The organism is Microlunatus phosphovorus NM-1, from assembly GCF_000270245.1.
Lineage (GTDB): Bacteria > Actinomycetota > Actinomycetes > Propionibacteriales > Propionibacteriaceae > Microlunatus > Microlunatus phosphovorus.
This window is the reverse complement of sequence record NC_015635.1, coordinates 1721291-1747241: the sequence shown is the minus strand read 5'-3', so window position 1 is coordinate 1747241 and position 25951 is coordinate 1721291. Positions and strand designations below refer to the sequence as shown.

Annotated in this window: 28 protein-coding genes; 11 read left to right on the top strand and 17 right to left on the bottom strand. The window is 67.8% G+C overall.

From position 1 onward, the window contains the following. Positions 1–102 precede the first annotated feature (102 nt). Positions 103–678 (bottom strand): GtrA family protein, encoded by a 576-nt coding sequence (locus MLP_RS07850; RefSeq protein ID WP_013862516.1) that lies wholly within the window; start codon positions 676–678, stop codon positions 103–105. 140 nt (positions 679–818) lie between these two features. On the opposite strand from MLP_RS07850, the gene MLP_RS29445 reads away from it, so the two are divergent. Further along, entirely contained in the window at positions 819–1298 is a 480-nt protein-coding gene (locus tag MLP_RS29445; protein WP_013862515.1) for an IS5 family transposase, read from the top strand. Further along, complete coding sequence (locus MLP_RS29440; protein ID WP_013862514.1) at positions 1213–1848, top strand: IS5 family transposase; 636 nt, start codon at positions 1213–1215, stop codon at positions 1846–1848. Before MLP_RS29445 ends, MLP_RS29440 begins: the two co-directional genes overlap by 86 nt. Positions 1849–1926: 78 nt before the next feature. On the opposite strand, the gene MLP_RS07835 is transcribed toward MLP_RS29440, so the two are convergent. Further along, positions 1927–2418 carry a winged helix-turn-helix transcriptional regulator gene (locus tag MLP_RS07835; RefSeq protein WP_041791645.1) on the bottom strand — a complete coding sequence of 164 codons (492 nt, stop codon included), beginning with the start codon at positions 2416–2418 and terminating at the stop codon, positions 1927–1929. Positions 2419–2639: 221 nt separating this feature from the next. On the opposite strand from MLP_RS07835, the gene MLP_RS07830 reads away from it, so the two are divergent. Then, positions 2640–2996: a nuclear transport factor 2 family protein gene (locus MLP_RS07830; RefSeq protein ID WP_013862512.1), complete on the top strand. Its 357-nt coding sequence runs from the start codon at positions 2640–2642 to the stop codon at positions 2994–2996. A 120-nt stretch (positions 2997–3116) separates the two neighbouring features. Here the strand turns inward: MLP_RS07830 and mutM are convergent, their stop codons facing one another. The 9 genes from mutM to MLP_RS07790 all read right to left on the bottom strand — a co-directional run bounded on the left by mutM (position 3117) and on the right by MLP_RS07790 (position 11287). Next, positions 3117–3965, bottom strand: a complete 849-nt coding sequence (gene mutM, locus MLP_RS07825; protein WP_013862511.1) for a bifunctional DNA-formamidopyrimidine glycosylase/DNA-(apurinic or apyrimidinic site) lyase — start codon at positions 3963–3965, stop codon at positions 3117–3119. Further along, positions 3958–4659 (bottom strand): ribonuclease III, encoded by a 702-nt coding sequence (rnc, locus tag MLP_RS07820; RefSeq protein WP_013862510.1) that lies wholly within the window; start codon positions 4657–4659, stop codon positions 3958–3960. Before rnc ends, mutM begins: the two co-directional genes overlap by 8 nt. 53 nt (positions 4660–4712) lie before the next feature. Then, the gene (rpmF, locus tag MLP_RS27340; protein ID WP_013862509.1) at positions 4713–4904 is read right to left on the bottom strand and encodes a 50S ribosomal protein L32; all 192 of its coding nucleotides are present in this window, start codon (positions 4902–4904) and stop codon (positions 4713–4715) included. Between the two features lie 59 nt (positions 4905–4963). Next, positions 4964–5563, bottom strand: a complete 600-nt coding sequence (locus MLP_RS07815; RefSeq protein ID WP_013862508.1) for a YceD family protein — start codon at positions 5561–5563, stop codon at positions 4964–4966. After that, on the bottom strand, positions 5560–6114 hold the full coding sequence (locus tag MLP_RS07810; RefSeq protein WP_013862507.1) for a hypothetical protein: 555 nt from the start codon (positions 6112–6114) through the stop codon (positions 5560–5562). The genes MLP_RS07815 and MLP_RS07810 overlap by 4 nt, the downstream gene beginning before the upstream one ends. 139 nt (positions 6115–6253) lie before the next feature. After that, complete coding sequence (coaD, locus tag MLP_RS07805) at positions 6254–6736, bottom strand: pantetheine-phosphate adenylyltransferase (RefSeq protein WP_013862506.1); 483 nt, start codon at positions 6734–6736, stop codon at positions 6254–6256. Positions 6737–6769: 33 nt separating this feature from the next. Continuing rightward, positions 6770–7351: a 16S rRNA (guanine(966)-N(2))-methyltransferase RsmD gene (rsmD, locus tag MLP_RS07800; protein ID WP_269453390.1), complete on the bottom strand. Its 582-nt coding sequence runs from the start codon at positions 7349–7351 to the stop codon at positions 6770–6772. A gap of 130 nt (positions 7352–7481) precedes the next feature. Further along, positions 7482–9674, bottom strand: a complete 2193-nt coding sequence (locus MLP_RS07795; RefSeq protein ID WP_013862504.1) for an ATP-dependent DNA helicase RecG — start codon at positions 9672–9674, stop codon at positions 7482–7484. Further along, a complete protein-coding gene (locus MLP_RS07790) occupies positions 9671–11287 on the bottom strand; it encodes a DAK2 domain-containing protein (RefSeq protein WP_013862503.1) in 1617 nt (538 codons plus the stop codon). The genes MLP_RS07795 and MLP_RS07790 overlap by 4 nt, the downstream gene beginning before the upstream one ends. A gap of 151 nt (positions 11288–11438) precedes the next feature. Here MLP_RS07790 and rpmB point away from each other — a divergent pair, with 151 nt between their 5' ends. Then, on the top strand, positions 11439–11624 hold the full coding sequence (gene rpmB / locus MLP_RS27335; protein WP_013862502.1) for a 50S ribosomal protein L28: 186 nt from the start codon (positions 11439–11441) through the stop codon (positions 11622–11624). Positions 11625–11686: 62 nt separating this feature from the next. Here the strand turns inward: rpmB and MLP_RS07780 are convergent, their stop codons facing one another. The 4 genes from MLP_RS07780 to MLP_RS07765 form a co-directional block, all read right to left on the bottom strand. Beyond that, positions 11687–12949, bottom strand: a complete 1263-nt coding sequence (locus MLP_RS07780; protein WP_013862501.1) for an ATP-binding protein — start codon at positions 12947–12949, stop codon at positions 11687–11689. Between the two features lie 93 nt (positions 12950–13042). After that, positions 13043–13477: a glycosyltransferase gene (locus tag MLP_RS07775; RefSeq protein ID WP_013862500.1), complete on the bottom strand. Its 435-nt coding sequence runs from the start codon at positions 13475–13477 to the stop codon at positions 13043–13045. 422 nt (positions 13478–13899) lie between these two features. Continuing rightward, positions 13900–15420, bottom strand: a complete 1521-nt coding sequence (locus MLP_RS07770; protein WP_013862498.1) for a hypothetical protein — start codon at positions 15418–15420, stop codon at positions 13900–13902. Between the two features lie 165 nt (positions 15421–15585). Continuing rightward, complete coding sequence (locus tag MLP_RS07765) at positions 15586–17295, bottom strand: ribonuclease J (protein WP_013862497.1); 1710 nt, start codon at positions 17293–17295, stop codon at positions 15586–15588. Positions 17296–17523: 228 nt separating this feature from the next. On the opposite strand from MLP_RS07765, the gene MLP_RS07760 reads away from it, so the two are divergent. The 7 genes from MLP_RS07760 to MLP_RS07730 all read left to right on the top strand — a co-directional run bounded on the left by MLP_RS07760 (position 17524) and on the right by MLP_RS07730 (position 23764). Further along, the gene (locus MLP_RS07760; RefSeq protein WP_013862496.1) at positions 17524–18087 is read left to right on the top strand and encodes a GNAT family N-acetyltransferase; all 564 of its coding nucleotides are present in this window, start codon (positions 17524–17526) and stop codon (positions 18085–18087) included. A 33-nt stretch (positions 18088–18120) separates the two neighbouring features. Then, entirely contained in the window at positions 18121–18996 is an 876-nt protein-coding gene (locus tag MLP_RS26195) for a class I SAM-dependent methyltransferase (RefSeq protein WP_013862495.1), read from the top strand. 203 nt (positions 18997–19199) lie between these two features. Further along, positions 19200–19865, top strand: a complete 666-nt coding sequence (locus MLP_RS07750; protein ID WP_013862494.1) for a slipin family protein — start codon at positions 19200–19202, stop codon at positions 19863–19865. A 296-nt stretch (positions 19866–20161) separates the two neighbouring features. After that, positions 20162–21172 carry an ABC transporter ATP-binding protein gene (locus MLP_RS07745; RefSeq protein WP_041789847.1) on the top strand — a complete coding sequence of 337 codons (1011 nt, stop codon included), beginning with the start codon at positions 20162–20164 and terminating at the stop codon, positions 21170–21172. After that, positions 21169–21948, top strand: coding sequence for an ABC transporter permease (locus MLP_RS07740; protein ID WP_013862491.1), 780 nt, complete (start codon positions 21169–21171; stop codon positions 21946–21948). Before MLP_RS07745 ends, MLP_RS07740 begins: the two co-directional genes overlap by 4 nt. Positions 21949–21995: 47 nt before the next feature. Further along, the gene (locus MLP_RS07735; RefSeq protein WP_013862490.1) at positions 21996–23162 is read left to right on the top strand and encodes a sensor histidine kinase; all 1167 of its coding nucleotides are present in this window, start codon (positions 21996–21998) and stop codon (positions 23160–23162) included. Then, complete coding sequence (locus MLP_RS07730; protein ID WP_013862489.1) at positions 23159–23764, top strand: response regulator transcription factor; 606 nt, start codon at positions 23159–23161, stop codon at positions 23762–23764. The genes MLP_RS07735 and MLP_RS07730 overlap by 4 nt, the downstream gene beginning before the upstream one ends. A 25-nt stretch (positions 23765–23789) precedes the next feature. On the opposite strand, the gene MLP_RS07725 is transcribed toward MLP_RS07730, so the two are convergent. Both MLP_RS07725 and MLP_RS07720 read right to left on the bottom strand, forming a co-directional pair. Next, the gene (locus MLP_RS07725) at positions 23790–25124 is read right to left on the bottom strand and encodes a serine hydroxymethyltransferase (protein ID WP_041789844.1); all 1335 of its coding nucleotides are present in this window, start codon (positions 25122–25124) and stop codon (positions 23790–23792) included. Between the two features lie 24 nt (positions 25125–25148). Further along, positions 25149–25931, bottom strand: a complete 783-nt coding sequence (locus tag MLP_RS07720; RefSeq protein WP_041789842.1) for an LmeA family phospholipid-binding protein — start codon at positions 25929–25931, stop codon at positions 25149–25151. Between the last annotated feature and the right edge of the window lie 20 nt (positions 25932–25951).

The window sequence follows — 25951 nt, the reverse complement described above, 5'->3', positions numbered from 1 at the left end:
GCCCCAAAGAAAATTGCCTTCTCGGAATACCGTTCGGCTGGAGCCGCGTCGCGCCACTCGCCGCGAGGCGACCACCGGACCGGTCCCATCACTTGCCCCGGGTCACTGACCGCTGGAGACAGGCTCCTTCGGCGAGGTCGACTGCTGCTTGTCGCGCCCACGGACCGCGGAGAAGGTCCATACCTTGTTCAGCAGGAACGACAGTGGCGTGACGAACGCGATCGCGATCAGCTGGGCCCAATACAGCCGGGTCCGGAAGCCCGTCGAGTCGTCGAAGAAGGACGTGGACAGCGCTACCGGCGAGTTGGGATGCAACAGCAGGGTCAAGATGCCGAGGTTGGCGACCAGCGCCATCAGACCCACCGCCAGGAAGGGCAGGTATTCCTTCCACCAGCTCGCGTGATCACTGCTCTTGAAGGTCCACCACCGGTTGAGCTGGAAGTTCCACAGGTTCGCCACCAGGAAGGCGATGGTGGAGAAGACGTGATACCAGCGGATGTTGAAATCGGTCAGCGGCAGATCGATGGCCACCGCATGCGCGTCGGCCCCGAACTTGTTCAGCAGGATCAGCACGAACATGTTGACCAGCACACCGGAGCCACCGACCAGGCCAAAACGGAGCAACAGCTTCCAGTTGTGGCCGTGCCGGACGAACAGGTAGTGGCGAAGACGTTTCACGATGTGATCAGCGTAGTCGCCGCCAACGCACAGGCCCGAGTCGGCGCAGCGTGATGTTCACCATTCACTCAGGACCCAGCTCGAGACCCATTAGTCCGTGTCCCGTAAACGATCGGGGCTGGGTGCGGTAGGCAGTTGGTGTGCATGATCGTCATGACTTGACCGATGCCCAGTGGGCGGCGTTGGAGCCGTTGCTGCCCAGTGGTGGGGCGCGGCGTGGCCGGCCGTGGGCCGATCACCGCAGGGTGGTCGATGGTGTCTTGTGGCGGACCCGGACCGGGTCGCCGTGGCGGGATCTGCCGTCGTCGTATGGGCCGTGGAAGACGGTGTACAACCGGCATCGGCGCTGGTCGGGCGACGGCACCTGGGAGGCGGTGTTGGCCGAGTTGCAGCGGGGCTGTGACGTTGGGGAGTCGCCGTGGTCGGTCGGGGTCGACTCGACGGTGGTCCGGGCTCATCAAGACGCTGCCGGCGCCCCGCATCTGCCCCCGGCCGATGTGGCGGCAGAGCGGCTGGCGGTCGCCTTGGACGACCATGTCACGCGGGCGGCCGCGCGTCCCACAGGGGGCAGGATCGAATTACAAGAAATCGGCCGATCCCGGGTCGGATCCGCCGCCTGATCCTCCACCAGGCAAGGCGAAACCGGCCGATCGTGAGGCACTGGGCCGCTCCCGGGGCGGCCTGTCGACCAAGGTCCACCTGGTCGCCGACCAGCGGTGTCGGCCGCTGGCGTTGGTGACCACGGTCGGGCAGCGCCACGACGCGGTCGCCTTCGAGCTCGTCTTGGGCAAGCTGGCTGTGCGCCGACCGGGTCCAGGCCGGCCCCGGACCCGGCCCGACTATGTGCTGGCGGACAAGGCGTACTCCTCCAAGGCCATCCGCCAGCATCTCGCCAAGCGAGGGATCAAGGCCGTGATCCCAACCAAGGCCGACCAGGACGCCGCCCGTGCCCGTAAGGGCTGCCGGGGCGGCCGACCGCCAGCGTTCGACCCCGACCGCTACAAGGGCCGCAACACCGTCGAACGCGCCGTCAACAAGCTCCGCGCCACCCGCGCGGTGGCCACTCGCTACGACAAACGCGACTACATGTACCGCGGCACCCTCGCCGTCGCCTCCATCCGGATCTGGCTACGCGATCCCGTACTCAACCATTTACAGGACACGCCCTAGTCCGTGATGGGAATTTGTCCCTCAATCCCAAGTCCGACCTTGTCCTGCGCGACGCCGTCAACAACGGACTGATCCCAGTCATCGACCGTTGCCCCGGCGGTAACGCTCGAGCATCTGCTCCCCCGCCGCCGGCCCCGCCGTGAAGACGAAACGGGGGTCGGACACGGGAAGGCCTGTCGCGGTGTCGATGACGGCCGGCTCGACCTCGCGCCCGGTCCCCGTGTCGACGAGGATCATCGCCCGGTCCTCCGGCGCGAGCTGCGCGTTGCGCCACGCGGCCATCGCCACCAGGATCGGCCGCAGCGACCGGCCGAAGTCGGTTAGCACGTACTCGTGCCGGACCGGGCGCTCCTGGTAGGCGCGCTTGACCAGCACGCCGCTGTCGACCAGCGCCTTGAGGCGCGAAGTGAGCATGCTCGACGACAGCCCGATGTTCGCCTCGAACTGGTCGAAGCGGGTGTAGCCGTCGAAGCAGTCGTGGAGGATCAGGATCGTCCACCACTCCCCGACGTACGACATGGCCGTCGACAGCGGGCACTCCCGGTCCTCGGCGCGGACGCGTGCTGACACAGGCTCCTCCTGGGACTCGTTCGACCGGACGCCGGTCGACACGTCCGACGGGTTACTGCTACTTTAGCAGTCATGGTTACTTTCAAAACCGCAGTCACTAAGGACGGCGGTTCGCCCACGGCTCGGCGCGCAGTCGTCACCGGAGGGACCCGCGGCACCGGGGCGGCCGTCGTCCGCGCCCTCTGACCACTCAGTCCGACCAGAATCGACAGGAGAGCACTATGACCACCGAGATCACCGCCTACGACCCCACCCGACTCCCCGCGCCCGTGCTGAGCTACCTCGACGCCCGCGACGAGAACCGCTACGCCGACGCCCGCGTGCTCTTCGCACCCGCCGCCACCGTCCTCGACGACGGACGCACCTACCAGGGCACCGACGAGATCGGCGCATGGATCGAGCGCTCCTCCGACGAGTACGAATACACGGCCACCCGCATCGGGCAGCGCACCGACGACGAGTCGAGCATCACCGTGCAGATCCGGCTCGACGGGAACTTCCCCGGCGGCACCGTCACCCTCCGGTACCAGTTCGAGCTCGAGGAGGACCAGATCACCCGTCTGGAGATCGAGGTCTGAGACCTTCATTTCCGGAACTGACACCTGGGCTGCAGCGGCCGAGTGCAGCCCGAAGATTGCGGGTCGCTCCAACCATGTTTGCTGGCGGACCGGGCAGAAGCGCCCAGATGCCGATTCGATCTAGCGTTTTCGCTGGCAGGACGGGCAAAAGTAGCTTGAGCGATTCATGAACGCCTCTCGCTTGATCGGCCTGCCGCAACGATCACAGGGCTCGCCCTCACGTCCGTACGCGTGCAGGGACCGGTCGAAGTAGCCGCTGTCGCCGTTGACGTTGACGTACAACGCGTCGAAGGAGGTGCCGCCGACCGCCAGTGCCTCGGTCATCACCTGGGCCGCGGCGGTCAGCACATTGACGGCGGCACGGCGCGACATCGTGTCGGTGGCCCGGGCGTAGTGCATCCGTGCCTGCCACAACGCCTCGTCGGCATAGATGTTGCCGATCCCGGAGATCAACTGCTGGTCGAGCAGCGCGCGTTTGATGCCGGTCCGCTTGCGTCGCAGCCGAGCGACGACCGCATCCAGGTCGTACTCGGGGTCGAGCGGATCGCGTGCGATGTGCGCAATCTCGGGCGGCAACTCGGCTCCGCCCTCGGACAGTGACAGCCCGCCGAACATGCGCTGGTCGACGAACCTCAACTGCAGTCCGCCATCAGCCCCGTCGGTGAAGTCGACCAGCACTCGGGTGTTGCGCTGCAACGGCGCGTCGGCAGCGTGGAACCGGAACTGTCCACTCATCCCCAGGTGGGCGAGCAGCGCATCGCCATCGGCAAAAGGGAGCCAGAGGTATTTGCCGCGACGCCGCGGCTCGGTGAAGGTACGGCCGGCCAACTGGGCAACGAAGTCATCGGGTCCCGGCAGATGCCGTCGAAGCGGGCGAGGATGCAGGACTGTGACCTGGGCGATGGTCCGGCCGGTCAGCCCGCCGGCCAACCCACGGCGGACCGATTCAACCTCGGGAAGCTCAGGCACCGATCGCGGCGAAGGCCTGAGCTGCCGCCTTCTGCTCGGCTTCCTTCTTGTTCCGGCCGGTGCCGGGACCGTATGTCTGGTCGCCGACCACCACGGTGGCGGAGAAGGTCTTGGCGTGGTCGGGCCCGGATTCGCTGACCACATAGACAGGCACGCCGTGACCACCGAGAGAGGCGACCTCCTGCAGGCTCGTCTTCCAGTCCAGGCCGGCGCCCCGGGTGGCGGCATCGGCCATCAGCGCGTCGAACAGGTGGTGGACGAGCACGCCGGCGCCGGTGATGCCGTGCTCCAGGAAGACCGCGCCGATCACCGCTTCCATGGTGTCGGCCAGGATCGAGGATTTCTCCCGGCCGCCGGTGCTGTCCTCGCCCCGGCCCAGATGAATCCGCCCGCCCAACTGCAGGCCACGGGCGACATCGGCGAGCGCACGCGAGTTGACCACCGCAGCGCGCAGCTTGGCGAGCTGGCCTTCGGAGAGATCGGGATAGGAAATGAACAGATGCTCGGTCACGATCACCCCGAGCACCGAGTCACCGAGGAACTCCAGCCGCTCGTTCGTCGGAATTCCGCCCTGCTCGTACGCGTATGAGCGGTGGGTCAGGGCGCGATCGAACAACTCGTCGGCGACCGTGAGCTGCAGTCGAGCCAGCACGTCAGCGATCGGCTCGGCAATTGGAGCCGCCGGAGACAACACCGACCCCGAGGATCGCTCCTCGGAGTCGGTTGAGTGCTGGTCAGTCAAGACCGTCAGGACTCCAGGACCTGACGACGGCTGGCGCGCGGGCCATACTGACCGCATGACGGGCACGCGGTGTGCGGCAGGTGCTTCTCCCGGCAGGCCGGGTTGGTGCAGGTGACCAGAGCCGGGGCCGACGCCTTCCACTGGGAACGGCGATGCCGCGTGTTGCTGCGTGACATGCGCCTCTTCGGGACGGCCACGATCTTCTCCTCATTCGTTTGCTGAGCTGTGGTGTGCTCTTCCGAGCAACCGGCACATTCTAGGACGTTTCGGCGTCAGTTTCGAACTGAGCCAGTTTGGCCCAACGCGGATCGACCGATTCATCGTGAGAGTGGTCCTGAACGGTGTTGAGATCCAGACCGCAATCGGGACACAGCCCCTGGCAGTCGGGTCGGCAGACGGGCTGGAAGGGCAGCTCCAACACGATGGCGTCGCGGAGCACCGGCTCGAGGTCGGCCAACTCACCGTCGAGGTGCGACGCCTCCTCGTCGGTTGCCTCGCTCTCGGCGTAGGTGAACAACTCCTGGACGTCGACCTCGACCTCGTCGTGTACGGGAGTCAGGCATCGGACACACTCCCCCACCAGCGGCGCCGAGGCGGTGCCGGTCACCAGCACACCCTCGACCACGGCTTCCAGACGGAGGTCCAGTTCGATCGGCGAGCCCTCCGGTACCCCGATCACCGCGATCCCGAGGTCCTTGGGCGCTTCGACGGTGGTCTGCACCGTACGCAGTTCGCCGGCCCGGCGAACGAGGTCGTGAGTGTCGAGGACCAGTCCGGAATTCCGATCAGGATGGTGACCGTGCCGTGGCGAATGCCCGTGGTGAGACGAGTGGTCGTGCTGTGCTGAAGGAGTCACGAATCCGAGATCCCCAGGTCGGCTGTGGTACCGGCACCGGCGCCAGCCTCGGCACCTTCGGACTCGCTGTCCTCGTGTCGAGGGCGATCGAGGTTGCTGCGCTCCGCCAGCCGGGCCCGCGCCGTGCGTACCTGACTGGTCGTGCGCGCCAGCACGGACTCGAAGCTCGCCATCCGGGAGTCAACGAAGGCGTCCGCCTCCCGACGTAGCTCCGCCGCATCGGACTCGGCAGTCGCGATGATCTCGGCCGCCTTGACCTCGGCGGCTTTGACCACCTCGGTCTCGCCTGCGATCTCCGCGGCCTTGACCTTCGCCTCCTCGGTGATGCGCTCCGCCTCGGCCTCGCCGGCGGCCACCGCATCGCTCGAGTTCTCGATCACGTCCTGCGCCTCGGCGATCTCGTCGGGCAGGTTGTCGATCACGTCATCGATCGCGGCGAGCACGTCTTGCCGGTTCACCACGCACGACGCCGACATCGGCATCGAGCGCGCGTTCGCCACCAGCTCCCGCAGCGCGGCGAGCTTCTCCTCGGCAGTCTTCTGATCGGCCATGTGTCCCTACCTCGTTACGACTCAAACGACCTAGAGCGTAGTACGCGGCTTTCACTCGTGACCGACGAACATCGCTCGGCGGCAGTTGGCGGTGTGAACACTTCAGACTTGGGTCTGGTGCCTGGCCCTGGGCTCAGTGTCAGATCCGTTCGGCCAAGCGCTCGGTGATCCGGTCGAGTACGCCTGGCGACACGAACGGGGAGATGTCACCGCCCAGCGAGGCGACCTCGCGGACCAGGCTCGAGGACACATACGACAGGTGTGGCGCGGTCGGCAAGAAGGCGGTGTCCACGCCGGTCAGCTTGCGGTTCATCTGCGCCATGGCCAGCTCGTAGTCGTAGTCGCCCCCGGAGCGCAATCCCTTGACGATGACGTCGATCTCCTGGTCACGGCAGAAGTCCACCAGCAGTCCGGAGAACAGCGTGACGTGCACCGACGGCCACTCGACGCAGGCCTCCTCGATCATCGCCACCCGCTCGGACGGGGTGAAGAGCCCTCGCTTGCTCATGTTCGAGCCGACCGCGATCACCACGCTGTCGTAGAGGCTCGCAGTCCGCGCGAAGATGTCGAGATGCCCCAGGGTCACGGGGTCGAAGGATCCGGGGCAGACTGCGCGGCTCACGTGCGCGAACCTACCGAGTCGCTTACCGAGGTCCTAGCCCGCCCCGAAATAGAGCACCGTCTCGCCGTACTTCTTCTCCCAGGTGTCGCTCAGCGCGTCCGGCCAGTGCGGAGCGGGCTCCCGGCTGGACCGCTCGAGCACGACCAGCCCCTCGCCGGTCAGCCAGTCGTTGGCGACCAGATCACGCAGAATCGCCTCGATCGCGCCGTTGGCCAGCTCGTAGGGCGGGTCGAGGAACACGATGTCGAACGGATAGGGCGACTGGCGTCGCACCAGGTCCTGGATCGCATCGCGGCGAATCTCGACCTCGAGGTCGACCGCGGCCACATTCTGCTCGATGGTGCGCAGCGCTCGCCGGCTGGACTCGACCAGCATGACCGGCGCTGCCCCACGACTGGCCGCCTCGAGACCGACCGCACCGGAACCCGCGAACAGGTCACAGAAGGCCCAGCCCTTCAGCGCGACATCCGCCGGCCCGGACGACCCGCCGGTCCACGACGCCAGGGACGAGAACAGCGCCTCCCGCACCTTGCTGCTGGTCGGCCGCGTCTGATCCCCGGGCGGCATCGTGAGCCGACGCCCACCGCGCGATCCCGCGATGATCCTGGTCATCAGTGCCTCTCGGGAGTTGAAACCGTGACATTCCCGTGGCTCAGCGACCCATCGGACCGCGACACGCCGGTCTGCGGCCGTTGAGACCCGCGGTTGTCACGGATAGTGCAGCACACCCGACGCTCAGAGGTCCTCATGTTCGCTCCAACCAGTCGCCGGCGGCACGCTGCTCCACCGCATCGACGATCCCAGCCAACCCGGGATCGGTCAGCTCAGGGTCCTTGGACAGGCACGTGGTGGCCAGGTCCCGGGTATAGGTGATCAGATCTTCGTCCTCCAGCACCCGGATGTGCCGCAAGCTGGACCGGATGCCAGACTGCTCGGCCCCGAGCACATCACCCTCACGTCGCTGCTCCAGGTCGACCCTCGCCAGGGCGAAGCCGTCCCGGGTACGCGCCACCGCAGCCAGCCGCTCGGCAGCGGGCGAGTCCGGTGGAGTGCCGGTCAGCAGCAGGCAGATCCCCGGGTGCGCCCCGCGGCCGATCCGGCCACGCAGCTGATGCAGCTGCGAGATGCCGAACCGGTCCGCGTCGCAGATCACCATCGCCGAGGCATTGGGCACATCAACACCGACCTCGATCACGGTGGTCGCGATCAGCACATCGACCTGGCCGGCGACATAGCGGGACATGATGTCGTCCTTCTGGTCCGCCGGCAGCCGACCATGCAGCATCTCGACGCGCAGGTCGGCCATCGGCCCCGCGGTCAGCTGGGCATACACATCCTCCACCGCAGCCCCCGCGTCGTCCTCTTCCGAGCCGCTCGTGGATTCGACGCTGATCCGCGGACACACCACGTATGCCTGGCGGCCCTCGGCGACCTCCTCGATCACGCGCTGCCAGGTACGCCGCAGCCAGCTGGGGTGCGAGGTGTAGTCGACCACCACTGTCGACACGTCGGCCCGGCCCGCCGGGACCTCGGTCAGCGTCGAGGTCTCCAGATCGCCGAAGACGGTCATCGCGACGGTGCGCGGGATCGGGGTCGCGGTCATCACCAGCGTGTGCGGTCGCTGCTGCGCCTTCGCCGCCAGCGCCGCGCGTTGCTCGACACCGAACCGGTGCTGTTCGTCGACCACCACCAGCCCGAGGTCCGCGAACTGGGTGCCCGAGGTCAGCAGCGCATGGGTGCCGATCACGATCCCGGCCCCACCCGAGGCCGCGGCCAGGGATGCCTCGCGTCGTCGCGCGGCCGGCATCGAGCCCGTGATCAAGGTGACACCGGTGCCGACCTCGCCGGAGCTGAACAGGTCGCCGCCGGCCAGGTCGCCGAGCATCGCAGTGATGGTCCGATGATGCTGCACAGCCAGCACCTCGGTCGGCGCCAGCAGCGCCGCCTGGCCCCCGTTGTCGATCACGGTCAGCATCGCCCGCAGCGCGACCACGGTCTTGCCGGAGCCGACCTCGCCTTGCAGCAGCCGCTGCATCGGGTGCGGCGCGGCCAGGTCGGCGAACAGCTGCGCACTGATCTCCTGCTGCCCCTTGGTCAGCTCGAACGGGAGCCGCGCGTCGAAGGCGTCCAGGAGTCCACCGCTGACTCGGGGCCTCGGCACGGCGCCGTCGGCCGCAGCCAGTGCGCGTCGACGCGCCATGGCCAGCTGCAGTCCGAACGCCTCGTCGAACTGGATCCGGTGTCGAGCGGCGCGGATGTCCTCCTCGTTCTCGGGCCGGTGAATAGCCCGGTACGCCGCCGGCTGACCGATCAGATCCGCCTCCTGCCGGAGCCAGGCCGGCAGTGGGTCAGCCATCCCTTCCAGCCGCTCCAGAGCCAAGGAGACGCAGTTGGCGATGGTCCAGGTCCGCAGTTTCGCGGTCGCCGGATAGAGCCCGATCCAACCGGATGCGCCGGCGACCTTGCCCAGGTCGAGATTGCGCTGTGCGCCACCGATGACGTTGCCGTCGGCATCGACGATCACGAAATCGGGATGGGTGAGCTGCGGCTGTCCCTGAAAGGCGCCGACTTTGCCGGCGAAGATCCCGCGGGCACCGACGTGCAGCTGCAGGTGCCAGTAGTCGACCAGATGCTTGGCGCCGAAGAACGTCAGATTGAGCTCGCCACGACCGTCTGTGATGACCGCCTGCAACCGGAACTTGCCCGCTCCCCGGCCAGAGCGCATCGGAAGCACCGTGGCCTGCCGGACCCGGGCAAGCACGGTGACCTCCTCGCCCTCGGTCAGATGGTTGAGATCGCTGAGCTCGGTGCCTGACACATAGCGCCGCGGCAGGTGCAGCATCAGGTCGCCGACGGTCTTGACCTTCAACGCCTCGAATGCCTTCGCGGTCTTGCCACCGAGCACGTCAGTCAGCGGCAACTCCAGCGGCGCCGTCACTCGAGCCCCAGCAGCAGTGGATAGCGCGTCTGACCACCGTCCACGACCTCGGCCTCCACCGGCGGCGACCAGGCCTGGATCCTGGCGAGCAGTGTCTCGACCAGCCGATCGTCGGCATCATGGCCCCGCACGATCGTGACCAGCTCTCCCCCGCCGGAGGTCAGCAGCCGTTCGAGCACGCGCCACGCGACCTGGCCGAGGTCATCGCCGATCTCGACGAAATCGCCGTCGACCAGACCAAGCACGTCGCCGACCTCGCAGCGACCGGCCATGGTCATCGCCGGGCTCTCCGCGATGGTGACGGCCCCGTGCCGGGTATGACCGGCGGTGCTGCTCATCGCGACCACCGCCGAGTCGAATGCCGCCTCCGGCTCGTGCACGGCCAGCGCCGCCAGCCCCTGCACCTGTGACACGGTCGGGATCACCGCGACCCGGCGACCCTGCGCCCGCAGTTCGCCGGCCAGATGGCTGGCGATCTCGAGCGACTCCATGTCGTTGGGCAGCACCACCACCTCGCCGCACGCCTGCTGCAGCACCGCGGCCAGCTCAACGACGGTGACGTGCGCGGTGGCCGGCACCAAAGGAATGCCGCCCAGCGCGGTCACCGCCGCCGCCAGGCCTGGCCCGGCGACCACGGCCACCACGTCCCGCTCGGTGACCGATCCGACATTCGGCGGCAGTGCCGTGATCCGGATCTGGCTCAGCCGCCCGAACGGCAGGCCGGCCTCGATCGCGGCCCCCGCATCCGCCAGGTGCACATGCACCTGGGCCACCGTCCTGTCTCCCACGACGACCACACTGTCACCGAGGTCTGACAGTCGCTCCCGCAACGTGTCCAGGTCGTCCGGGCCGGTGCCACGCAGGGCGTACATGACCTCGTACTCCGCAGGTTGCTCGACCGGCTGACGCTTGCCGGTATGCGGAGTCGGCTGCTCGGGCAATGGCTCGGCGACCGGTCCACCGAGCACCTCGACCAGCACGTCCAACAGCAGCACGTACGCTTGCGCGCCGGCGTCCACGACGCCCGCTTCCGCCAGCCTGGAGAGCTCCAGCGGAGTCCGTGCCAATGCTTCGGCAGCCGCGTCCCGAGCCAGCTGGGCGACGGCCAACACATCGGCCACACCGTCCTTCACCGACTGCTCTGCCGCCGCAGCAGCGGCGCCGGCCACGGTCAGAATCGTGCCGGCGACGGGTCGGGCGACCGCCCGGCGACCGGCGAGAGCCACGATCTTGAGCACGTCCGCCAGGCCACGCGCCGGCTTCACCGGCACGACCGGGCCGGACCGTTCCAGTGCCCGGCTCAGGCTGATGATCATCTCCGCGACGATCGCGCCGGAGTTGCCGTGGGCGGACAGCACCGCGGCCCGGACGACCACATCGGCAGGGCTGAGATCGTCTTGCGATTCGGCCCATGCGTCCTCCGCAACCTCGCCGCCGAGATAGCTGGTGATCCCGGTCAGCGTCTGCTGCAGATTGGTGCCGGTGTCGGAGTCTGGCACCGGAAATACGTTGATGGCGTCCAGACCGGCCGCCGACTGCGTGATGATCTCCGTGCTACGTTCCAGCCAGGTCAGGCACAGGCGCCAGATCTCCGGTGGAGCGAGGCCACTCACGCCACCGTTCGATGCGACCGCCGAAGACACCCGGCTACCTTATGCGGATTCGCGTTCTCTCGCCTGCGTCGGGTACTCTCTTCAGGTTGCCCAGATGGGCGACGACCATGAATTCCGTGTCAAATGCTCGAGTATGTGGGAGTGAACTCCAGTGGCTGCCGTATGTGACGTCTGCGCAAAGGGCCCCGGCTTCGGCCACAACGTGCCCTGGTCGAAGAAGAAGACCAACCGCCGCTGGAACCCGAACATCCAGCGCGTCCGCGCCGTGGTGGCGGGCGCCCCGAAGCGCCTGAACGTGTGCACCTCCTGCCTGAAAGCCGGCAAGGTCACCCGCTGACCCTCTGACGCTCCCCGTCACCCAGGACCTGTCCCGACGGGACAGGTCCTTTTGGCGTTGTCTCATGCCTGAGGGCGTTCCCATAACGCAGCGATAGGCACCGCCAGCATCCGGTCGCCGAACGACAGAGTCTCAGCGCCCGCATACAGAACCACGCCGACGACCAGGTCCGTGCCGATTCGGGCGGACAGATGCCGGATGCCCGCAAAGTCCTCGCCACGAACCATGGTCGACGCCTTCACCTTGATCGCCACCACCTGACCACGCCGATTCTCGATCACCGCATCGACCTCGACCTGGTCCTTGGTGCGGTAGTGAAACAGGTCGGCGAGCTGCGCTGACCAACTGAGCTGACGCGCCAGCTCACTGAGGACGAACCCTTCCAGCAGACCGCCCAACTGCCCGTCCGGACGACCGAGACTGCTCTCGTCGTGGCCGAGAGCGGCGGCCGCGAGGCCCGAGTCGACATAGGCGACCTTGGGCGTGCGGACGGCGCGAGCGCTCGGACTCCGCGCCCAGGCCGGGATCCGCTTGATGAGGAACACCTCCTCGAGCAGGGTGAGGTAGCGCTCCACTGTTCGCTGACTCAGACCCAGCGGGCCGGCCAGCGAACCCGGCACCAACAACTGGCCCGATCGAGCAGCGACGAGTCGAGTCAGGGCCCTGAGCTCAGCACCCCGCTGCACATCCATGAGCTGGATGACATCCCGGTTGACCAAGTCGGCCAGATAGCTCTCGAAGAAGCGCGTACGACGGCGAGGAGTGCGCGCGACAGCCTCGGGGAAGCCCCCACGCACGATTCGACTGACGTAGCCCGATCGAGTCTCCGACGTTCGGTGCCGGAAGGCCGGGCCGAGTTCGAAGATCGCATCCACGAACCCGTCCGGACCGTCGTCGATCTCACCTTGCGCCAGTGGCCACAGCTCAACGGTCTCCATCCGACCCAGCAGCGTGTCTGGCAGTGCCTTCAGACCCAGCACCCGCGCCGACCCGGTGAGCAGGAACTGACCAGGTCTCAGGTCGGTATCGACCCGTTCCTTGATCGCCAGCAGCAACTCGGGAACCCGCTGGATCTCATCGATGACCAGCAGCCGATCACTGGTCACGAACGTCGGCGGGTCGAACACAGCCGCCTGACGTACGGCACCACGGTCCAGAGTGCGAAACTCCGCGTCACGACTGCGGCCGATCAGCCCGACCAGGGTGCTCTTGCCGCACTGTCGAGCGCCGTTGACCAGGACGACTCGTGTGTCGGCCAACGCCCCGGTCACCCGGTCGGCAGCATGCCGTGGCAGCAGCCGACCCAGTGGAATCTGCCCTGCCATAGCTCAATTCTAGCGGGCATGAGTTCAGTTTGGCCGCTCCCTTCAGTTCAGTTTGGTCGCACCTCCGAGTTCGGTTTGGTCGCATGCATGAGTTCAGTTTGGTCGCCGCTCGGCGGCGATGCACTCCAGGTCGGCGACGAAGGCGGCCGTCCCCGGGGCGGCGGCGATCTGCTGTGCGATGGCCCGGCTCGCTCGTCGATAGCGCTCATCGGCCAGCACCTTGCGTACGCCCCGGCCGATCGCTGCCGGCGTCGGGTGCCCGGTCCGGAGATTGACCCCCACCCCGGACCAGGCGATCCGCGCCGATCCCTCCACCTTGTCCTGGGTGTCTCCCGCCACGACCATCGGTACGCCGTGCGCCAACGCCTCCTGAACGCCCCCGTACCCGCCGTTGGTGACGAAGACCGCGACGTGCGGCATCAGGTCGGCGTACGGGACGAAATCGGTGACCACCGTGTTCCACGGGACCTGCCGCAACGAGCCGATCTGCCGCCGGTCGGCGCGACCCAAGGTGGCGACCACGGTCATCGGTTCCGTCGCGAGCGCCGCCGGCCAGCACGGTGAGCATTCGGTTGCGGACCCGTCCGAGCGGACCCGGCCAGGGCGCGACGCCGAGACCGAACGGCGCCGTGTCCACGCTCGACACGGGCATCGGAAAGAAGCTGGCCATCACCAGTGGCGGCCCACTCGGCAGGGTGGGAAGCAGCAGCGATCCCATGAAGGTGGGATCGGTGACCACGACATCGCAGGGCTAGGCCGCCAGCGCCTCGCGTATGGCGGCGAACTGAGCCGGTGCCGGGCGGATGAAATAGCGGCCCAACGCCTCGTTCAGAGCTCGGATACCGCGTGGCCCGTGAGCACGGGGCCGACGTGAGACTCGGCCGGGCTGATGCAGACGAGTGCCGCTGGCATGGCCTCAGTATTCCGCTCGGGAGTATTCCGCTCGGGAGCTACGGCGTGTTGTCGTAGCCGCCGATGCTGGCACCAAACCGGGCCGCACCGCCCGGCACCCCACCGGAACCGGGCAGCCACGACCGCGACGCATAGCCGGACGAGTTGTAGGTGATCAGGTGCACCCGCCCGGTCCCGTGGTAGGGACTGCCGACCGCGAACACGTTCTCGTTGTCGGCCTGGATCGCGCTCAGCGCATACCCGTAGCGGCCGCCGGTCGTCCGAGCTCCGGCCGCACCCGCCGAAGCGGCGTCGTAGGCCTTGTCGTCGGCCGGGTTGCTCACCGAGAACACCTGAACGGAACCGGCGTCGGTCACCGAGCCGATGTCCTCGTACGGAATCGACACCGCCAACCGCAGTTTCGGTGCGTTCAGCAGTGCCACCCGGAACCCGAACCGGTCACCCTTTTCGGCCGTGCCGAGCACGCCTGCGGTGTTCTGGCTGATCGACTTCCCCGGAACCAGACCGGACCCAGTGCTGGAGAACAGCTGGACCGCACCGGCCGTCGTTCGGCTGCCGATGGCCTCGCCGGGCGCGCCGACCGCGACGTGCTGCTTTGAGCCCGGAGCGTAGCTGTCCACCACCGAGGTGGCCACGCTGCAGCCGAACAGATCACCGGTCTCGGCCGCACCCGGCACCCCGGGACTGTCCTGATTCCACGACTGCGAAGGAAAGACGTCCGGCGGGTAGTCATGGACGCCGTTGATCACCGTGACCGCTCCCGCGGAGTTGAGCTTGCCGATGTCCTCCCCCGGAGCGCCGACGACCAGGTCCCAGGAGCTGTAGGTGTTGATCAGGTCATAGCCGTACGCGAGCGAGAACCCGAACAGGTCACTGGATTCGCTGGTGCCGACCACCCCCGGCGTGCTCTGGGTGATCTCTCGCGGGAGGACGAGGATGGAGTCGGAGAACTGCAGGGCGTTGACCGCGCCGGTATCGACGGCCGCGCCCAGATCCTCGTACGGCGCACCGAACGCGACCACCGACGTGTCGTGGCCCAGGTTGTCCGCCGCCGCCACCGAGAAGCCGAACCGGTCGCCGGCCTCGACGACCCCGCCCGCCTGTGCCTGGGTCACCTGAGTCGGGCTGGTGCCCCCGTTCAGCCCGGCCAGCGATCCGTAGATCACGTGGCCGACGCCGGCATCGGTCGCCGCGCCGAGATCCTCGTACGGCGCAGCCACGACCACATCCAGGCAGGCATCGGTATCGACGTGCGCGGTCGCGACCGCCGCGCCGAACCGGTCCCCCGCCTCCGGGACCTGTCCGATGGTGGCCTGGGTCACGACCACCCGGCCGCCCTCACCGAGGCGCCCGTCGGCGTCGCCGTAGAGCACCACGATCCGGCCGGCCTGCGCCTGACCGGCCACGGTGGCCTCCGGATCACCCACCACGGCATCGGCGTACCCGTCGCCGTTGATGTCCAGCTCACCCGCCTCGTAGCAGGGTTCGACCGCCGCCTCGGCCGGCACGGGGACTTGCAGCAGACCGGCCGCCAAGCCGATGGCGACCAGGGTGCCCAACGACCGAGCCGAGCCGCGCCATCCCGACCTGGGCCGCCTCGAGCTCGGCCGCCCCGACTGCGATCTCGAATCCGATGATGAACCCAACACGACTGCCCCCTGACGTCGAACCGCCGCAGATCGGCGGATGAGGTCGAGGAGGGCGGCCGGCGACCAGCAGATACCTCAGGTCTGGATGACCACCGGGATGATCATCGGCCGGCGGCGGTGCTTGTCATTCACCCAGCGACCGATCCGGCGCCGGATGACCTGCTGCAGCCGATGCGCGTCGTCGACCCCGTCGGCGAGTGCCTCCTCGAGGGCTTGCACGATCTGCGGGCGTACGGAGTCGAAGACCGAGTCGTCCTCACCGAACCCGCGGGCGTGGATGTCGGGTCCGCTGATGATCTTGGCGGAATGGGTGTTCACCACCACGATCACCGAGATGAAGCCTTCCTCGCCGAGGATCCGGCGATCGGTCAACTCGGTCTCGGTGATATCGCCGACACTCGCCCCGTCGACGAAGATGTAGCCGCAGTCCACCTTGCCGACGATTCGTGCCTGACCTTGCTGCAGGTCGATCACCGAGCCGTCGTCGGCGATGATCGCCCGATTCCGGGGTACGCCGGTGGCGACCGCCAGGTCCGCATTGGCGAGCAGGTGCCGGGCCTCACCGTGCACCGGCATGACATTGCGCGGCTTGACGATGTTGTAGGCGTACAGCAGTTCCCCGGCACTGGCGTGACCGGAGACGTGCACCATCGCATTGCCCTTGTGCACAACCTTGGCACCGAGCTTGGTGAGCCCGTTGATCACCCGGTAGACCGAGCTCTCGTTGCCCGGAATGAGCGAGGAGGCCAGCACCACGGTGTCACCGGCGGTGAGCTGGATGACCGGGTGCTCCCGATTCGCCATCCGGGACAACGCCGACAGCGGCTCACCCTGCGACCCGGTGGAGATGATCACCACCTCGTCTGGCCGATAGTTGTCGATGTCGCGGAGCTCGATCAAGGTGTCGCCGGGCACGCGCAGATAGCCGAGATCCCTGGCCACCCCCATGTTGCGCACCATCGAGCGACCGACGTAGACGACCTTGCGCCCGTGCTCGACCGCGGCGTCGAGCACCTGTTGCACCCGGTGCACATGGGAGGCGAAGCACGCGACGATCAGCCGCTGCTTGCTGGTCGCGAACACCCGGTCCAACGCCGGCGTGATGTCCCGCTCCGGGGTCGTGAAGCCGGGCACCTCGGCATTGGTGGAGTCGACCATGAACAGGTCGACCCCCTCCTCCCCGAGGCGGGCGAAGCCGCGCAGGTCGGTGATCCGCCCGTCCAGCGGCAGTTGGTCCATCTTGAAGTCGCCGGTGTGCAGTACCAGCCCGGCGGGCGTACGCACTGCCACCGCCAGCGCATCAGGGATCGAGTGGTTGACCGCCAGGAACTCGCACGCGAACGCGCCGAAGGTCGCCTTCTCACCGTCGGTGACCACCCGGGTGACGGTGCCCCGGATCCGGTGCTCGCGGATCTTCTCCTGCAACAACGCCAGGGTGAGTTTGGAGCCGACCAACGGGATGTCGGGCCGCTGCCGCAGCAGGTAGGGCACGGCGCCGATGTGGTCCTCGTGCCCATGGGTCAGCACCAGCGCCTGGACATCGTCCAGGCGGTCCGCGATGACATCGAAGCTCGGCAGGATCAGGTCGACCCCAGGGTGATCGTCCTCGGGGAACAACACCCCGCAGTCGATGATCAGCAGTTGCCCGTCATACTCCAACACGGCCATGTTGCGACCGATGTCGCCGAGGCCGCCGAGTGGGATGACCCGCAGCGCTCCGCCGGCAAGAGGAGGCGGAATGCGGACGCCTCCTCGCGGTCTTGACTGATGCGATCCTGGCGACACGGCCGTCAGGCTACCCTCCCACAAGGCCTGCGACGGTCGGCCGAAGGCAAACCGGACGAGAGTGTCGGCAACGGCAACAGGAGTGGAAATGCGAAGTCCGCGGTTGCCTGCTCGGGGGTTCAGGTAACCGCGGACTTCTGCCCTTAATCATGGACGGTGTACCCATTAATTGCCTAATCCCAGAGGTGTGACGTGGGTCACATTTCGGGCGAGATAGCATCGGCTCCCGTGGTCACCGAAAACTCACACGCGACAGCCGGCCAGTACGCCGACTCGGTGCGGCTCGCACTGCCCGCCGAGTCCTGGGACATAGCTCGGGTTCAGCGTCGCGCCTGGAGCGAGGTCGGCGATCCGGCCAGCCGAGCGCTGCTCTCCTCGATCGATCTGGAGGGCATGGCCACCGCCTGGCACCACGCCATCACCAGGCCGCCGGAGGCACGGTGTCGCGTCCTCGTCGCGGTCGCCGACGGTCGTGTGGTGGGACTGGCGACCACCCTCGCCAGCCAGGATCCCGATGCCGACGAGCCACAGGACGGCGCGATCGATGAGCTGATCGTGGACCCTGCCGCCCGGGAGCAAGGCCACGGGTCGCGGCTGGTCAACGCCTGCGTGGACACGTTGCGTGCCGACGGCTTCAGCCGGGCACGGCACTGGCTACGCTCCGATGACGACGTACTCCGGAAGTTCCTCACCGATGCCGGCTGGGCACCCGACGGCGCCCACCGCGAGATCGGCTCCGACGACGAGACGATCCGGATCAAGCAGGTTCGCCTGCACACCGCCATCGCCTGAGCGGCCCTTGAACCTGGACTCCGGAGCGCGACCATGCCAACACCCGATGCAGCCGAGTTCGACCGCTGGTATGACGTCTTGGAGCGCTCTCCACAGTGGCGAAGATTCGTCGGGGAGCAGCTGGGACTGCCCGAACAGATGTTCGCGACCGGCTTCCTGAGTGGCGAAGGCCTCGCTGAGATCCAGTCATTGCTGTCGCTTCGACTGGACGACACCCTGGTGGAGTTGGGCTGCGGTCGCGGCGGCTACGGCCTATCACTGATCGGTGGCGTTGGAGCCCGCCTCGTCGGGGTGGATTTCTCCTCGGTGGCGCTGCGTGGTGCCGAGGCCGACGCAGTTGCGTACGGTCTGGCGGACCGGACCACGTTCCAGCTCGGCGACCTGACCACCACCGGGTTGCCCGATGAGTCGGCGTCGGCCGTGGTGTGTGTCGATGCGATCCAGTTCGCAGCATCTGTGCCGGACGCACTGACGGAGAGCCTGCGGATCCTCCGACCAAGCGGTCAGCTGGTCATCACCACCTGGCAGGCATCGACGCCGGCTGACGGAGTGCCCGAGCGCATCCGTCGGCTGGATCTGGCGCACGACTTCGCCGTCGCGGGATTCGACAACGTCGAGGTGCTGACCCGGCCCGCTTGGTCAGCCACTGAGCGCCGGCTTTGGACGGCCGCTCTCGATCTCGACCCCGGCGAAGACGACGCTCTGGACGCGCTCCGCGACGAGGCTGCCGACCTGCTCCCGCTAGCCGACTCGCTGCATCGCGTGGTCGCCATCGGCCGTCGGCCGGGAAACCCGTGGCCAAGCGTCGCTCGTTCCTTTAGGCTAAACGAGCGCTCGGGTTCATGGGGTGCGGCCGGCCTTCCGGCCCACATTCCCCGCGTCGTACCCCGAGCTGGTGACAGCCTCTAAAGCTGATACGGGTTCGACTCCCTCACTGGGCAGCGGCCGTCGACATCACCATCGTGGCGCTTTGCGGCACCCTCGGTCAGCACGACGAGGACTGCCCCGCGCCTCGGTGCGTCGACGGCCGGTGTCCTCACCAGGCAGCGCATCAGAACTCAGCGCATCAGAACTAGGCGACGCATCGGATCGGATGGAGAGGAGGAGCGGGAATGAATGTGTTCAGCATCGTGGTCGAGCGCCACGAGCAGGTGCTGGCTGTGCGCGACGGAGAGGTTGTCGAGGTGCTCGGCCCGGGTCGGCACCGGCGTACGCGTCGGACGATCTATGAGCGGGTCGATGTGCGGTCCCGGGTGACCACGATCGCCCCGCAGGAGATCCTCACCGCCGATGGCGCGACCGTGAAGGTCTCCGCCGCCGTCCGCTGGCAGGTCGCCGACCCGGTCGCGTACACCTCGACTCTCGACCCGGAGTCGGTCGTCTACCTGGCCGTCCAGATCGCCTTGCGCGATGAGCTGGCCGGCCGGGAGGCGTCCGAGGTCGTCCGCACCGGGCGGCGCGATGCCGGCCCAGCGGTTCTGGAGGCGGCGCGTCGAGCGGGCGAGACCGTCGGTATGACCATCGTCGACGTTGTGATCAAGGACATCGTCCTGCCGCACGATCTTCGCCAGGCGTACGCGGACCTGATCGCGACCCGTCAGCGCGGCCAGGCCCAGCTGGAGGCGGCCCGAGCCGAGAGCGCCGCGCTGCGCTCGATGGCCAACGCCGCACGCCTGCTGGACGAGCACCCTGCTCTGGAGCGTCTGCGGCTGGTTCAGGCCGCCTCGTACGGCAGCCGCCTGGTCCTGGACCTCGGCGCCGACCGCCCCACCGACTGAGGGCAGGTCGTCGAGAAGGAGCAGCTGCAGGTTGCTTCATCGACGTGGCTGATCTCGATGAGTACCTGCAGTTCCTCGGAGAGCAAGCCGTCAGCAAACCCTCGGCCCACTCCCCCGACCCGAAGCAGAAGCCCGCACCGCGCCACCACCCACCAGGGTGCAGATCACCGGAAGGAGACGACGACACCCAACCAGCAGGACCGGTGACATCTGTCATGGTCGGCCGCTGACCAGCTCATCGCAGGTCATGAGTCCGTGCACTACACCCGGGCCAGGTGGCAGGAGAGCCTGGAGACATGACCTTCTCAGCAAGGACCGACCTAACCGTGGACGTGCGCGGCCTCCGCCGCCGGTACGCCAGCCAGGGCCGCCGCGGCGGCCGAGATACCGGATTCGAGGCCGTTCGTGGCATCGACCTACAGATCCGTCGCGGTGAGCTGTATGCCCTGCTGGGCACCAACGGCGCCGGGAAGACCTCCAGCCTGGAGGTGATCGAAGGACTCGCCCGTCCCAGCGCCGGCACTGTGCAACTGCTCGGCCATGACCCGTACGCGGACCGGCAGTTGGTGCGGCCACGGATCGGCATCATGCTGCAGGAGGCCGGCTTCCCTGGCGCGCTGACGGTCACCGAGCTGGCCCGTACCTGGCAGCGGTTGCTCGTCGATCCCCGACCGGTCGAGGACGTCCTGCAGCAGGTGGGTCTCGATCATCGACGCACAGTCGCCATTGCGAGCCTGTCCGGCGGCGAGCAGCGCCGACTCGATCTCGCCCTGGCGATCATGGGCCGGCCCGAGGTGATCTTCCTCGACGAGCCCACGACCGGCCTGGATCCACAGAGCCGGCGGACGACCTGGGAGCTGATCCGAGGCCTGCTCGCCGAGCAGACCTCGGTCGTGCTGACCACGCACTACCTGGAGGAGGCAGAAGTGCTGGCCGATCGGATCGGCATCATGCACGAGGGCCGCATCGTCCGGGAGGGCACGCTCGCCGAGATCGTCAAGTCCCAGCCGAGTCAGATCAGCTTCAGCCTCGACACAGGCATCGACGAGACCGGCCTGACCCGGTTCGCCGGAGCGGCGCTGCACACCGAGGAACACGCCGGGCATCGTCGGCTCCGACTGGAAACCTTCGATCCGCAGCGCGTACTCGGGCTGCTGTTGTCCTGGGCGGGCGACGCCATTCGCTTGTCCGATCTCCACGTCGTGCCCGGATCGCTCGAGCAGGCGTTCCTCGAGATCGCCGCCTCGACCGACCTGGGCACTACCGACTCCACCGACCACCAGACTCAGCCGGAGATGATCGCATGACCGCCCCGAACGACCTGAGCCGAACGCTCACCCTGGCCCGCGCGGAAACGACCTTGCTGCTGCGCAACAAGACCGCGACCTCGATCGCCGTGCTCACCCCACCGCTGATCGTGCCGCTCGTCTCGTTGATGCCGGCCGGCGCGGGCCTCCCGGCACTGGTGATGGCGATGCTCACCGGCACTGCGCTGCTCTTCGTCGTCTACTACACCTTGGTGACCTCGGCCGTCGCGCGACGTGAGGAGCACTATCTGAAGCGGCTCTACACCAGCACGGCACGACCCGTGACGATCCTGCTCGCGATGGTGCTGCCGCTGCTCGTGCTGCTGGCCGTGCAACTGCTGCTCGGCTTTGCCGCTGTCGCCGCGCTGCTGGACTACCGCCCGAGCTGGGACGCCCTGCTGGTGCTGGTCGCCGCTCTGCTGGGTGCTGCTGCCTGGTGGGCGCTCGCGTTGGCCTCGACGGTCTTCACCCGGACGGTCGAGTCCGCGCAGCTGACCACGCTGCCGTTGCTGATGGTCGCGCTGCTGTTCTCCGGCCTGTCCTTGCCGTTGGCCCTGCTGCCGGATCCGGCTGTGCTCTTGGCCCAGCTCACACCGATGTTCCCGGTCGTCGATCTGGTCTACCTCGGTGTGGCCGGGATCAGGATCACCGGCGACACGGTCGCCGGTAGCGAGCTGCTGCGGACCGTGCTGCTCGACGCCGCGGTGCTGGTCGGCTGGACCGTCGCCGGGCTGTTCTTGGTCCGTCGCCGGTTCCGCTGGGAACCACGCCGCTGACCAGCACGGATACCCGGCTGATCGGATCAGGTGAAAGGGTTGGCCTCATGAGTCAGACAGCCCCGGCCAGCGCACGCCGGCTGGAGCTCTACATCCGGATCTCGCTGTACTGCCTGCTGGTGATCCATCCGTTGGTGTACGTCGATGCGTTCCCCTGGTTCGGACCAGCCATCGGCGGTTTGATCGGACTCGTGCAGGCCGTCCTCAGCATCGTGGTGTGTAGTCGAGCACTGACGGCACTGGACGATCGGCGCCAGCGCCCGACCACCACCGACTGGCGAGTGTTCGGGGCGTGGCTGGCATTCTCCTTGGCCGTACTGACGGTGATGATCGCGCAGCTCGAGCCAGGGAGGATCTGGCTCCCGACCGTGGCGGTCGCGGTGGCCGTACCGGTCGGCATGGTCGCACTGCTGGTTCGGCCGCTCACCGGTCTGGTGCTCGGCCTACTGTTCGGCGGTGCGACCGGACTGCTGGCCGGCTGGCGGACCGACGCGACACTGGAGCTACTGCTGCAGCTCAGCATCCTCAACGGCATCATCGTCGCCGTGTTCGCCTTGTCGTTCTGGCTGACCGGGTGGATGTTGCGCAACATCTGGGAGCTGGAGGAGGCCCGTCAAACGGCCGCCCAGCTGGCGATCGCCCGGGAGCGGCTGCGAATCGCCCGCGACCTGCACGATCTATTCGGGCGGACCATGGCGACGGTCGCGGTGAAGACAGAGTTGGCCGGCGAGCTCGTCCGCCGCGGTCGCTCGGAGGCAGCTTTGACCCAGCTGAGCGACGTCCGCTCGATCGCCGAGCAGACCGGGCAGCAAGTGAGAGCCGTCGTGCAGGGCTACCGTCCCGATGACCTGGCGACCGAGCTCGCGGGTGCCCGTTCGCTGCTGGACTCCGCCGGAGTTCGTTGTGTGGTTCGAGGTTCCGCTCCGGATGCGCTCGAGCCGGAGGTCATCTCCGGTCTTGCCTGGGTGCTCCGCGAGGCGGTGACCAATGTGATCCGGCACTCCCGCGCGACCGAATGCCTGATCACCATCGAGCGCACGGACCGGCTGCGGATGATCATCACCAACGACGGAGTGACGACAGGCGACGACCATCATCAGTCGACCGCCGGCCACGGTCTGATCGGGATCCGCGAGCGGATGGCGGAGCTGCAGGGTGACCTCGTGATCAGCGAGGATCAGGGGCGGTTCACCGTCGAGGTATCAGTGCCGTGATCACCGTGCTGCTGGCCGACGACGAGACCTTGATCAGAGACGCCCTGGCTGCCCTGCTCACCCTGGAGGACGAGCTCGAGGTCGTCGCCGTAGCCGCATCCGGCAACGAGGCCTTGGCCGCCGCTCGACATCATCGCCCCGACGTGGCGCTGCTCGATCTGCAGATGCCCGGCCTGGACGGGATCGCGGTCGCCGAACGGCTTCGCCGAGACCTCCCCGACACCGCATGCGTGATCTTGACGTCGTACGGTCGCCCGGGCTATCTGAAGACGGCGCTGGCGGCCGGCGTCCGCGGCTTCCTGCCCAAGACCGTCTCGGCTCAGGTGCTGACCTCGGTGATCATCACGGTCGCCACCGGTGGTCGCTATGTCGATCCCCAGCTCGCCGCCGAGGCGATCGGGGCCGGCGACAGCCCGCTGACCGCGCGCGAGACCGACGTACTCGCGCTGGCGGCCGACGGCAGCCCGGTGGAGGAGATCGCCGCCCACGCCTCATTGTCGGTCGGCACCGTCCGCAACTATCTGTCGTCCGCGGTCACCAAGCTGGGCGTCACCAACCGTCACGAAGCAGCCCGGCTGGCCAGGGACCGCGGTTGGATCTGATCGGCTCGACCCGCCCGGCCCCGCGTCAGCAGCCGGGCCTGTCGGTCGTGAAGTGGATCTCGCGGAACTGTCCGCGCCACGCGGCGACCTCTGCCGCGATCGGCTCCGGCTCCTCGGCCAAGGCTCGCGCGATGAAGCCGGCCAGCTGCGGCATGTCGGCCGTGGTCATGCCCAGCCGGGCCAACTCCGGCGTACCCAGTCGCAGACCGTTCACATCGCCTGCCACCGCGGGCAGAGGCAGTCCGATGCCGCAGGCCAGCAGGTTGGCTCGGCGGAGCCGTGCCGCGGCGGTCTGACCGCCACCGTAGCCGGCGGCCTCGACCGCGAACTGGTGCGACCGAGTGGGACACGCTGCGGGTGCGAAGACCGGCACGCCCAAGCCCGCCAGCTGCTCGGCCAGCACACCGGCAGTCTCGATCATGGCGGTCGCGTAGGCCCGACCGGCGACCGTCCAGTCGAGCAGGGTCTGGGCGAGGGCTGCGGTCTTGCCCGCGTCGAAGTTGGCGGTCAATCCCGGGTAGGCGATCGCCTCGATCCGCTGTGCCAGCTCGGCGTCCTTGGCCAGCAGCAGACCGCCGGGCGGACCGCCGAGGCTCTTGTAGGTGCTCATCGACATCAGGTGAGCACCTTGGTCGAGCGGGTTGGGCCAGGCCTCGCCGGCGATCATCCCGCACAGGTGGGCAGCGTCGAACAGCACCTTCGCGCCGACCTCGTCGGCGATCTCTCGGATCGCCGGCACCGGATGCGGGGTGAGGTTGAGGCTGCCGCCGATGGTGATGAGCTTCGGCCGGACCGCGCGGGCCAGGTCGGCGAGGGCATCGACATCGACGGTGTAGTCGACCGGATTGACCGGCGCGGGCACGCTCTCCACCCGATAAAGACCAGCCGCACCGGCCCGGTGATGGGTCACGTGACCGGCGATCTCCGGCGGCGGCACGATGATCGCCTCGCCCGGCTCGCAGCAGGCCATGAACGCGTACAGATTGGCCAGTGCGCCCGACCCGACCCGTACCTCGGCATAGTCGGCGTGGAAGACGCGTGCCGCCAACTCGGCGGCGATGATCTCGATCTGCTCGATCGCCTCGAGCCCCATCTCGTACTTCTCACCCGGATAGCCCAGGGAGGGCCGTGAGCCGAGCCCGGAGGCCAGCATCTGCTCGGCGCGCGGGTTCATCCGGTTGGTCGCCGGGTTGAGGTTGACGCACACCTCGTCGTGGATGTGCCGGTTCTCCGCTACCAGCTCGGCGAGCCACTGCTCGACACCGGCGGCGTCACACGCTGCCAGACCGTCGACCGTGGTGGTGATCCGATCAGCTGCCGGAGTGGTTAGCCAGGGACGCGAGACGAGACGACTGGTCACCCGCACACAGTAGTGACTGATTGATCACTGTCCGCGCAGCGGGATGTTCTGTCCGGTGCCCGACAGCAGCACCCCGTCCGGCTGCGCGGTCAGGCCGGTCAGTTCGATGTCGTACGGCAGGTCACCCAGGGTGTACGGCCGCAGCACGATCCGGGACACGGCTTCCACGACCGACTGCGGTACGTCGATGTTGGCGACGGTGACCTGCGGATCCGCGACGGTGATGGTCTGCCGCTCGGCATCGAGCTGCAACCGGCCGGTGATGTGGCCCTCGATGTTGAGCTGGCCGATCGGCACATTGAAGTTCAGTCGCATCCGATCATCGGCCTCGTAGCTCATCTGCTGGCCCACCAGCGACGAGACGCTCGACCAGTCGAGCAGCGCACTCGCCTCGCCCCGAGCGGCAACGACGTTCTGGTAGCGGTCGGTTGCCGTGATCGAGGTCAGCGTGGCGTCCAGGTGAGCGATCGTCACGGTCGTGTCGCCGCTGCTCACTGTCGCGTCGTCAGCCGTCACGTGGGCCGAGGAGAACGAGCCACCCAGCGCCTGGGTGACGAAGGGGAATCCGCCGAGCCGTACCTCGGGCTTGCTCGCGGTGGAGAGCTCCGATTGCAGAGCACTCGCGATCGTGTTCTGGGCCACCGCGTTCGCCACCCGGTCGCCCGCGATCAACACCGCGAGCACCGCAAGCACGCTGATCACCGCGATCATGACGGTGCGCGACCGCGGCTTGCTCTGGGGCGGTGGCAGTGGCTGCACCGTAGTGCCGCCCGGCATCACCTGTGTGCGGTCTGGCTGCTCATTCATCGCCGGTCACTCATCCCAGG

What these genes read in the sequence shown, in the direction of transcription:
- MLP_RS07750 (WP_013862494.1), top strand. Translation starts at nt 19,200, where the DNA reads ATGAATGTGTTCAGCATCGTGGTCGAGCGCCACGAGCAGGTGCTGGCT.
- MLP_RS07745 (WP_041789847.1), top strand. Translation starts at nt 20,162, where the DNA reads ATGACCTTCTCAGCAAGGACCGACCTAACCGTGGACGTGCGCGGCCTC.
- MLP_RS07735 (WP_013862490.1), top strand. Translation starts at nt 21,996, where the DNA reads ATGAGTCAGACAGCCCCGGCCAGCGCACGCCGGCTGGAGCTCTACATC.
- MLP_RS07740 (WP_013862491.1), top strand. Translation starts at nt 21,169, where the DNA reads ATGACCGCCCCGAACGACCTGAGCCGAACGCTCACCCTGGCCCGCGCG.
- MLP_RS07775 (WP_013862500.1), bottom strand. Translation starts at nt 13,477, where the DNA reads ATGACCGTGGTCGCCACCTTGGGTCGCGCCGACCGGCGGCAGATCGGC.
- MLP_RS26195 (WP_013862495.1), top strand. Translation starts at nt 18,121, where the DNA reads ATGCCAACACCCGATGCAGCCGAGTTCGACCGCTGGTATGACGTCTTG.
- MLP_RS07810 (WP_013862507.1), bottom strand. Translation starts at nt 6,114, where the DNA reads ATGGCCGATCAGAAGACTGCCGAGGAGAAGCTCGCCGCGCTGCGGGAG.
- MLP_RS29440 (WP_013862514.1), top strand. Translation starts at nt 1,213, where the DNA reads ATGTCACGCGGGCGGCCGCGCGTCCCACAGGGGGCAGGATCGAATTAC.
- MLP_RS07830 (WP_013862512.1), top strand. Translation starts at nt 2,640, where the DNA reads ATGACCACCGAGATCACCGCCTACGACCCCACCCGACTCCCCGCGCCC.
- MLP_RS07720 (WP_041789842.1), bottom strand. Translation starts at nt 25,931, where the DNA reads ATGAATGAGCAGCCAGACCGCACACAGGTGATGCCGGGCGGCACTACG.
- MLP_RS07780 (WP_013862501.1), bottom strand. Translation starts at nt 12,949, where the DNA reads ATGGCAGGGCAGATTCCACTGGGTCGGCTGCTGCCACGGCATGCTGCC.